We start from the raw sequence: 535 nt of genomic DNA on the forward strand, positions 1-535 counted from the left end.
GCGAAAATTTGAGAGACTCACGAACAACTTTCGTTGTTCTGTGTTTCAATTTTCAGCTTGATCCAGATTTTTAAAGAGCAAAACTTCGCAGTGAACCCTTTCAGGTACACTCTGAAGTATTTTTTCGTAAACACTCACGAGATGGTGGAGCTATGCGGGATCGAACCGCAGACCTCCTGCGTGCAAAGCAGGCGCTCTCCCAGCTGAGCTATAGCCCCATCGTGTAGTCAGAACCTCTTACCTTTGATTCGTTTCCGGGCGCGGCGTGGTGAAGCGAAGCATACTGAAGTATGCGAGCTTTGCCACAACAAAGCACGGGAGCGAATCTGGTAGGCCTGAGTGGACTTGAACCACCGACCTCACCCTTATCAGGGGTGCGCTCTAACCACCTGAGCTACAAGCCTGTAGAGGTTTTACTGCTCGTTTTTCATCAGACAATCTGTGTGAGCACTGCAAAGTACGCTTCTTTAAGGTAAGGAGGTGATCCAACCGCAGGTTCCCCTACGGTTACCTTGTTACGACTTCACCCCAGTCA

General features: G+C 49.5%; 2 tRNA genes and 1 rRNA gene. All 3 read right to left on the minus strand.

Going from position 1 to position 535, the window contains the following annotated elements:
• Window positions 1-142: 142 nt before the first annotated feature.
• Window positions 143-218 (minus strand) — tRNA-Ala (locus HV477_RS28010).
• A 109-nt stretch (window positions 219-327) separates the two neighbouring features.
• A tRNA-Ile gene (locus HV477_RS28015) sits at window positions 328-404 on the minus strand.
• Between the two features lie 69 nt (window positions 405-473).
• Window positions 474-535 (minus strand): 16S ribosomal RNA (locus HV477_RS28020); the annotation flags it as partial.

Origin of the sequence: Salmonella sp. SG203 (assembly GCF_013350575.1) — a bacterium.
In the GTDB taxonomy this organism is placed as follows: Bacteria; Pseudomonadota; Gammaproteobacteria; order Enterobacterales; family Enterobacteriaceae; genus Salmonella; species Salmonella enterica.